The following is a 6,345-nucleotide window of genomic DNA, read 5'->3' on the forward strand; positions in this document are numbered from 1 at the left end:
GCGTGAACACGTCGGGCCCGCAAACTTCATAGATCTGGCCGGCGGTGTCGGGGTCTTGCAGGCAGTGCACGATGGCGTCGGCGACGTCTTCCACCCAGACGGGCTGAAAGCGCGCATCAGCGGCTGCAAGCGGAACCACCGGAAAGATCTGCTGGAGCCGGGCAAAGGTGTTGAGGAATTTGTCTTCAGCGCCAAAAATCACGCTGGGCCGCAGCACGGTCACATCCAGCCCGGTGCTGAGCAGCACGGCTTCACCGCGCGCCTTGCTGCGCTGGTACATCGATGCCGAACCGGGCGAAGCACCCAGGGCGCTGATGTGAACGATGCGCCTGAGGCCGCTGGCTTCACAGGCCCGGGCCAGCTCCAGCGGCAGTTGCACATGCGCCTTGTCGAATGCGGCCTCTGTGCCGTGAAGGATGGCAATCAGGTTGACCACGGCGTCGTGGCCGGCCAGCAGCGGTGCCAGCGAGGAAGCATCGTGGGCGTCGGCCTCAATCACATCCACCAGCGGCAGCATTTGCAGGTGGCGGGCATTGGCCTGCCGGCGAGTGACCACGGTGACGCGGCATTGCAGCCGCGCCAGTTTTTCGCAGACGTGCGCGCCGACAAAGCCGGTGCCGCCAAGAAGAAGGATTTTTTTCATAACCCCTAATTTAGCGCTTTTACCGTGCCTTGCGCCCTGTTGGCCCATTCTTTGGCCATTCAGGCCTCCAGGCCATGCTGGATGGTCGCAAGCGGCTATCAAATTAATAGCGATTTTTGGCCTTGCAGGATCCGCCCTTGGCCTACACGCCAGGGCCTGCGCCGTCCCCATAATGGTTGAATGAACATTTTTGAAGCACTGCGAACAAGCCATGTCACCCAGCGCGCCCTGGCGGACAACCTCATCAAAACGCAGGGCGACAGCAAGGAAAGAGCCACGCTGTTCAAGGAGCTCAAGCTCGAACTCGCGGCGCATGCCGCGGCGGAAGAGCGCTTTTTTTATGTGCCGCTGATCGCGCACGACATGACACAGGAACCCTCACGCCACGGCATTGCCGAGCACCACCAGATGGACAAGCTGGTGGAAACGCTGGAAGAAACCGATTTCAGCTCGCCCGCCTGGCTGGCCACGGCCAAAGAGCTGCACCACAAGATTTATCACCACCTTGAAGACGAGGAGCAGGGTGTGTTCCAGCTGGCGGGAAAGGTGCTGAGCGAAGCCGAAAAGTTGTCGCTGGCCAAGGGCTATGAAGGCGAGTTCGTCTCGCAGCGCACGAAAAATTAAACCACCACGGCGCCCCTGGACGAGCTTATGAACCGTCCCCGCGCTTGTCGCCGTCAGGCTTGAGCAGCGGTTCGGGCTTTTCCAGAAAACGCACCAGGCGCGGCACCAGCGCCAGGATGCCGAGCGCCAGCAGGGTGCTGAGGACCGCAGTGCTTTCACGTCCCATGCCGGCCGCCACGCCAATGGCCGCCGTCAGCCAGATGCCGGCGGCGGTGGTCAGGCCCTTGACCTGCTCTTCGTCGGGGTTGCCCTTGATGTGCCCCTTGAGGATGGTGCCCGCGCCCAGAAAGCCGATGCCGGCAATCACGCCCTGAATCACCCGGCTCAAGTCGGCGGTGATCATGCCGGACTGCTGCGACACCAGCACGAACATCGCGGAACCCATGGCCACCAGCATGTGCGTGCGCACACCGGCGGCCTTGCCTTTTTGCTCGCGCTCTATGCCCAGCAAGCCGCCCAGCAACGCCGCCAGCGTGAGGCGAACCATGACGCGCGTGGCCTGCTCGGCATCGGACAAATCTGAAAACTCCGAGCCGATGGTTTCACCGACTTGCTGCCACCAGGTGGACGCCATGCGGACTCCTTTAGATCGTAAACAGGTTCTTACGTGTTCGGTTGAGGGATGGGCTCGCCCGATTGACTGTAGCGCGTCTGCCGTACGGCGTCACCGAAAAGCCCTGTCCACCGTCAGGGATGGATTTTTTCGCCCCGCTTGAGCATGTCGGCGAACTTCACCAGCCGGCGCTCGCGTGTCTCGGCTTTCTTGGCGGTTTGCAGCCTGAACAAAATGGCGAAGCGGTTGCGTGAGTCCAGTGTTTCGAAGAAGGCCTTGGCTTTGGCGCTCTTCGCGAGCAACGCCGCCAGGTCGTCAGGAACCGCCATCTTGCTCTGCGCGTCATAAGCCGCGTCCCAGCGGCCGTCGGCCTTGGCGCGTTCGACCTCGGCCAGGCCCGCCGGCTGCATGGCGCCGGATTCAATCAGTGCCAGGGCCTTGGCGCAGTTGACCTTGGACCAGGTGCTGCGTGCGCGGCGCGGAGTGAATTTTTGCAAAAAATACTGCGCGTCCATGGAATTCCTCTGGCCGTCTATCCAGCCGTGGCAGAGCGCCGCTTCCAGCGCTTCGGCGTGGGTGATGGAGGCTATGCCYGAATCCTTCCTGGCGATTTGCAGCCAGACACCGGCGCTGCTTGCGTGGTGTTTGGCCAGCCATTGGGTAAAGGCCTGGGTGTCTTTGCAGCGCACGGTGGCAAGCGGGGCGGCGGGAGTCTTGGCAGGCGTTTTGGAAGCGGGTTTGGCGGAGGTGGGCATGACGCATTTTGCGTGACACGCGGGGTTCACGGCAAGCCATGGGGGCGATCGGTGGAGGGCGAGTGCTATTAATTCAGGAGCATTCTGCGCAGATATTTAAAAGGCTTCAGTCACTTTCTGCATAAAAAAACCACCCGGAGGTGGTTTTTCGGAGTCGCGGCTGGCAGTCGCGGCAGGATTTACTGCGTGATGTAGTCCGACACCACTTTCCAGCGCGCGTCCTGCAACATCGACAGGCGCGACTGGTTGTTGCCCAAGCGCTTTTGCGGGCCGAACTTGCCTTCGGAGCTGCCGAAGATGTCGGCCGGGATCACCATGGTGTCCATGGCCTTGATGAAGCTCTCGGTCGTCAGGCTGGCGCCGGCTTTCTGCGATGCACGGATAAAGCTGTCGACCACCGTATAGCCGTAGACCGAGAACACCGTCGGGTCTTCATTGAAGGCGGTCTTGTACTTGTTGGCCCAGAAGCGGATGGGCTGCGAGGCTTCGTCCAGGTAGGGGTTTTGCACCGTCATGGTGGCGTAGAGGCCGTCCATGGCTTTGCCGCCCAGCTTGTGGATCAGATCGGTGTAGGCGGCGCTGGAGCCCAGGAAGACCGGGTTGTAGCCCAGCTTGCGCGCGGTGCCGATGCCGCCAATGGTTTCGCGGATGATGGTGCCCAGCACCACCAGGTCGCATTCAGAGGCCTTGAGCTTGGCGATCTGCGAYGAGAAATCGGTCGCGCCGCGCTTGAAGGAGGTCTTCTCGACCATGGTCATGCCGATGGCTTTGAGGCCGTCATCGGCGCCGCGCTGCACTTCGAGGCCAAACTCGTCGTCCTGGTACATCGAGCAGACCTTTTTGGCGTTCTTTTCTTTCACCAGCTTGGGTACGGCCGCCTTCATCTGGTCGTAATAGGTGGCGGCAAACGAGTACTTGAGCTTGTGAAAGGGCTCGTACATCTCGCGCGCGGCCGTCACCGGGAAGAAGTTGATGACATTTTTTTCGAACTGCACCGGCATGGCGGCCAGGTTTTGCGCAGTACCCAGGTGGCCCACCATGGCGAAGATCTTGTCCTGGTTCACCAGCTTTTGCGCCGCCAGCACCGCCTTCTTGGGGTCGTAGCCCGAGTCCTCGACGATCAGCTTGACCTTGCGGCCGTTGATGCCGCCTTGTTCATTCAGCTCGTTGACGCGCAGCGTCATGCCGTTGCGGATCTGCTTGCCGAAGCCCGCGAGCGGGCCCGACAAATCCTGGATGGAGCCCAGCGTGATTTCGGTTTTGCTGACGCCCTGGCTTTGCGCCTGTGCAGTAGCGGCCGACAAGGCGGCTACGCAGGCCAGCGCGGAAAGGACGGCGGTTGATTTCAGTTTCATGGTTTTGTCTCCTGTAAAGGTTCTTGGCTCTTGTTCACCCGGTGCACGGAATCAGTACATGGCCTCTATTTGCGGGGCGTATTTTTGTTCTACGAGTTTGCGCTTGAGCTTCATGGTCGGCGTGAGTTCTTCGTCCTCCGCCGTGAGCTGCGTGTCGAGCAAAAAGAATTTCTTGATCTGCTCGACCCGCGCAAACTTCTTGTTGACCCGGTCGATTTCCGACTGAATCAATTCTTGCACTTCAGTTGCCCGCGTCAAGCTGGCGTAATTACTGAAGGGTATGTCCGCATCCTGGGCGAATTTCTCGACGTTTTCCTGGTCGATCATGATGATGACCGTGAGGTAGGCGCGCTTGTCGCCGATGACCACGGCGTCGGTGATGTAGGGGGAGAACTTGAGTTCGTTTTCCAGCTCGCTGGGCGTCACGTTCTTGCCGCCGGCGGTGATGATGATGTCCTTCATCCGGTCGGTGATACGGAAAAACCCTTGCTCGTCCATCACGCCCACGTCGCCGGTGTGCAGCCAGCCCTGGGCATCCAGCGTCTCGGCGGTTTTTTGTGGCTGGTTCAGGTAGCCCATGAAGACATTGGTGCCCCGCACCAGAATCTCGCCGGTGGCTGCATCCAGCCGCATTTCGTTGTAGCCGGCGGCCGGGCCGATGGAGCCGGGCCTCATGCAGCTGGCCGGCACGCCGCTGGCGGCGCCGCAGGTCTCCGTCATGCCCCAGACCTCCAGCATGGGAACGCCCAGCGCCATGTACCACTTCACCAGGTCGGGCGAAATGGGCGCCGCACCCGTGACGCAAAACCGTGCCTTGTGAATGCCAATGAGCTTGCGCGTGTTGTTGAGCGCCAACCAGCGCGCCAGCGTGAAGCGGGCCTTGAGCGATGCGCTGACCGGCTGGCCGGCCAGCACGGTGTCGGCGATGCGCATGCCCACGCCGATGCTCCAGGCATAGGCGGCCTGTTGCAGCCAGCTGGCTTCCTTCAACGCGATCATCACGCCTGAATAAAACTTTTCCCACACACGCGGCACGGCGGTGAACACTGTGGGCGCGATCTCGCGCACGTTCTCGGGAATGGTTTCGGGGTTCTCGACAAAATTGAGCTTGGCGCCCGCATACATCGCGAAATATTCGCCGCCCATGCGCTCGGCGATATGGCACAGCGGCAAAAAGCACATGCGCTCGTCGTCTTCGTTCTGTGCCACCAGCGTGTTGTAGCCGCGCGCGGTAAACACCAGCCCGCGCTGGCTGTGCATGGCGCCCTTGGGTTTGCCGGTGGTGCCCGAGGTGTAGACCAGGATGGCCAGGTCCTCGGGTCTGCAGGCAGCRGCGCTGTCTTTCACCGCGTTGGGRTGRTCSGCCAGGTAACTGCGGCCCAGCGCGCGAAGTTCGGCCAGGCCCATGACGCCCGGRTCATCCAGGTCACGCAGGCCTTCGGTGTCAAACACGATGATCTTGCGCAGCAGCGGTAATTGCGGCCGCACTTCCAGTGCCTTGTCGAGCTGCTCGTCGTCTTCGACAAACAGCACGGTGGTGCGCGAGTCATCGCAGAGGTAGTGCACCTGCGATGCGGCATCGGTAGGGTAGATGCCGCTGCACACGCCGCCGCAGCTCAGTACCGCCAGGTCGGCCAGCACCCATTCGATCACGGTGTTGGAAAGGATGGAGGCGCATTCGTCGCGCGCAAAGCCCAGGCTGAGCAGGCCGGCGGCGACTTCGCGTACCGCGTCACCGGTTTGTGTCCACGTCCAGCTGCGCCAGATGCCCAGCTTTTTCTGCCGCATCCAGGTCTTGTGGCTGCGCTGCTCCACCGCGTTCCAGAATACGGCGGGAATGGTTTCGCCCGGCATGACGATGGCATGCTCGGGCTGGATATGGCTAAGGTCCCAAAGGTTGCTCATTCAGTCACCGCCACGTCTTCTTTTTCTTCCAGCGCCGCTCGCCCCGCACACCGTCTTCCTTCATGCCGAGGTAGAACTCCTTGATGTCGTCCTTCTCGCGCAGGCGGGCGCAGGTGTCTTCCATCACGATGCGACCGTTCTCCAGCACATAGCCATAGTCCGACGCGTTGAGCGCCATGTTGGCGTTTTGCTCGACCAACAGGATGGTGGTGCCGCGCTCGCGGTTGATGCGCACCACAATCTCAAAAATTTCCTTGGTGAGTTTGGGCGACAGGCCCAGGCTGGGTTCGTCGAGCAAGWTGAGGTCGGGCGAGGCCATGAGCGCGCGCGAGATCGCCAGCATTTGCTGCTGCCCGCCCGACAGCAGCCCGGCGTCTTGCAGGGCGCGCTCTTTCAGGATCGGGAAGTAGCCGTACACCGCCTCCATGTCGAGCGCCACACCGTCGCTGTCTTTGCGGGTGTAGGCGCCCATCAGCAGGTTGTCGCGCACGCTCAGCAAAGGGAATACCT

The 6,345-nt window shown here is 61.4% G+C and carries 7 protein-coding genes; 1 reads left to right on the forward strand and 6 read right to left on the reverse strand.

What is annotated here, in order from left to right:
- A partial coding sequence (locus tag AC1D1P_RS11345) for a complex I NDUFA9 subunit family protein (RefSeq protein WP_477673039.1) occupies positions 1–643 on the reverse strand: 643 nt, incomplete at its 3' end.
- Between the two features lie 180 nt (positions 644–823).
- On the opposite strand from AC1D1P_RS11345, the gene AC1D1P_RS11350 reads away from it, so the two are divergent.
- Positions 824–1,267 carry a hemerythrin domain-containing protein gene (locus AC1D1P_RS11350; protein WP_477668435.1) on the forward strand — a complete coding sequence of 148 codons (444 nt, stop codon included), beginning with the start codon at positions 824–826 and terminating at the stop codon, positions 1,265–1,267.
- 25 nt (positions 1,268–1,292) lie between these two features.
- Here the strand turns inward: AC1D1P_RS11350 and AC1D1P_RS11355 are convergent, their stop codons facing one another.
- From AC1D1P_RS11355 to AC1D1P_RS11375, 5 genes are all read right to left on the reverse strand, one after another.
- On the reverse strand, positions 1,293–1,841 hold the full coding sequence (locus AC1D1P_RS11355) for an MgtC/SapB family protein (RefSeq protein WP_477673040.1): 549 nt from the start codon (positions 1,839–1,841) through the stop codon (positions 1,293–1,295).
- 113 nt (positions 1,842–1,954) lie between these two features.
- A complete protein-coding gene (locus AC1D1P_RS11360; RefSeq protein WP_477668433.1) occupies positions 1,955–2,575 on the reverse strand; it encodes a YdeI/OmpD-associated family protein in 621 nt (206 codons plus the stop codon).
- A 179-nt stretch (positions 2,576–2,754) separates the two neighbouring features.
- A complete protein-coding gene (locus AC1D1P_RS11365) occupies positions 2,755–3,930 on the reverse strand; it encodes an ABC transporter substrate-binding protein (RefSeq protein ID WP_477668432.1) in 1,176 nt (391 codons plus the stop codon).
- 51 nt (positions 3,931–3,981) lie between these two features.
- A complete protein-coding gene (locus tag AC1D1P_RS11370; protein ID WP_477668431.1) occupies positions 3,982–5,835 on the reverse strand; it encodes an AMP-dependent synthetase/ligase in 1,854 nt (617 codons plus the stop codon).
- A 4-nt stretch (positions 5,836–5,839) separates the two neighbouring features.
- A partial coding sequence (locus AC1D1P_RS11375) for an ABC transporter ATP-binding protein (protein WP_477673041.1) occupies positions 5,840–6,345 on the reverse strand: 506 nt, incomplete at its 5' end.

This window comes from Polaromonas sp. P1_E1_2 (assembly GCF_056406035.1).

What these genes read in the sequence shown, in the direction of transcription:
- AC1D1P_RS11350 (WP_477668435.1), top strand. Translation starts at nt 824, where the DNA reads ATGAACATTTTTGAAGCACTGCGAACAAGCCATGTCACCCAGCGCGCC.
- AC1D1P_RS11355 (WP_477673040.1), bottom strand. Translation starts at nt 1,841, where the DNA reads ATGGCGTCCACCTGGTGGCAGCAAGTCGGTGAAACCATCGGCTCGGAG.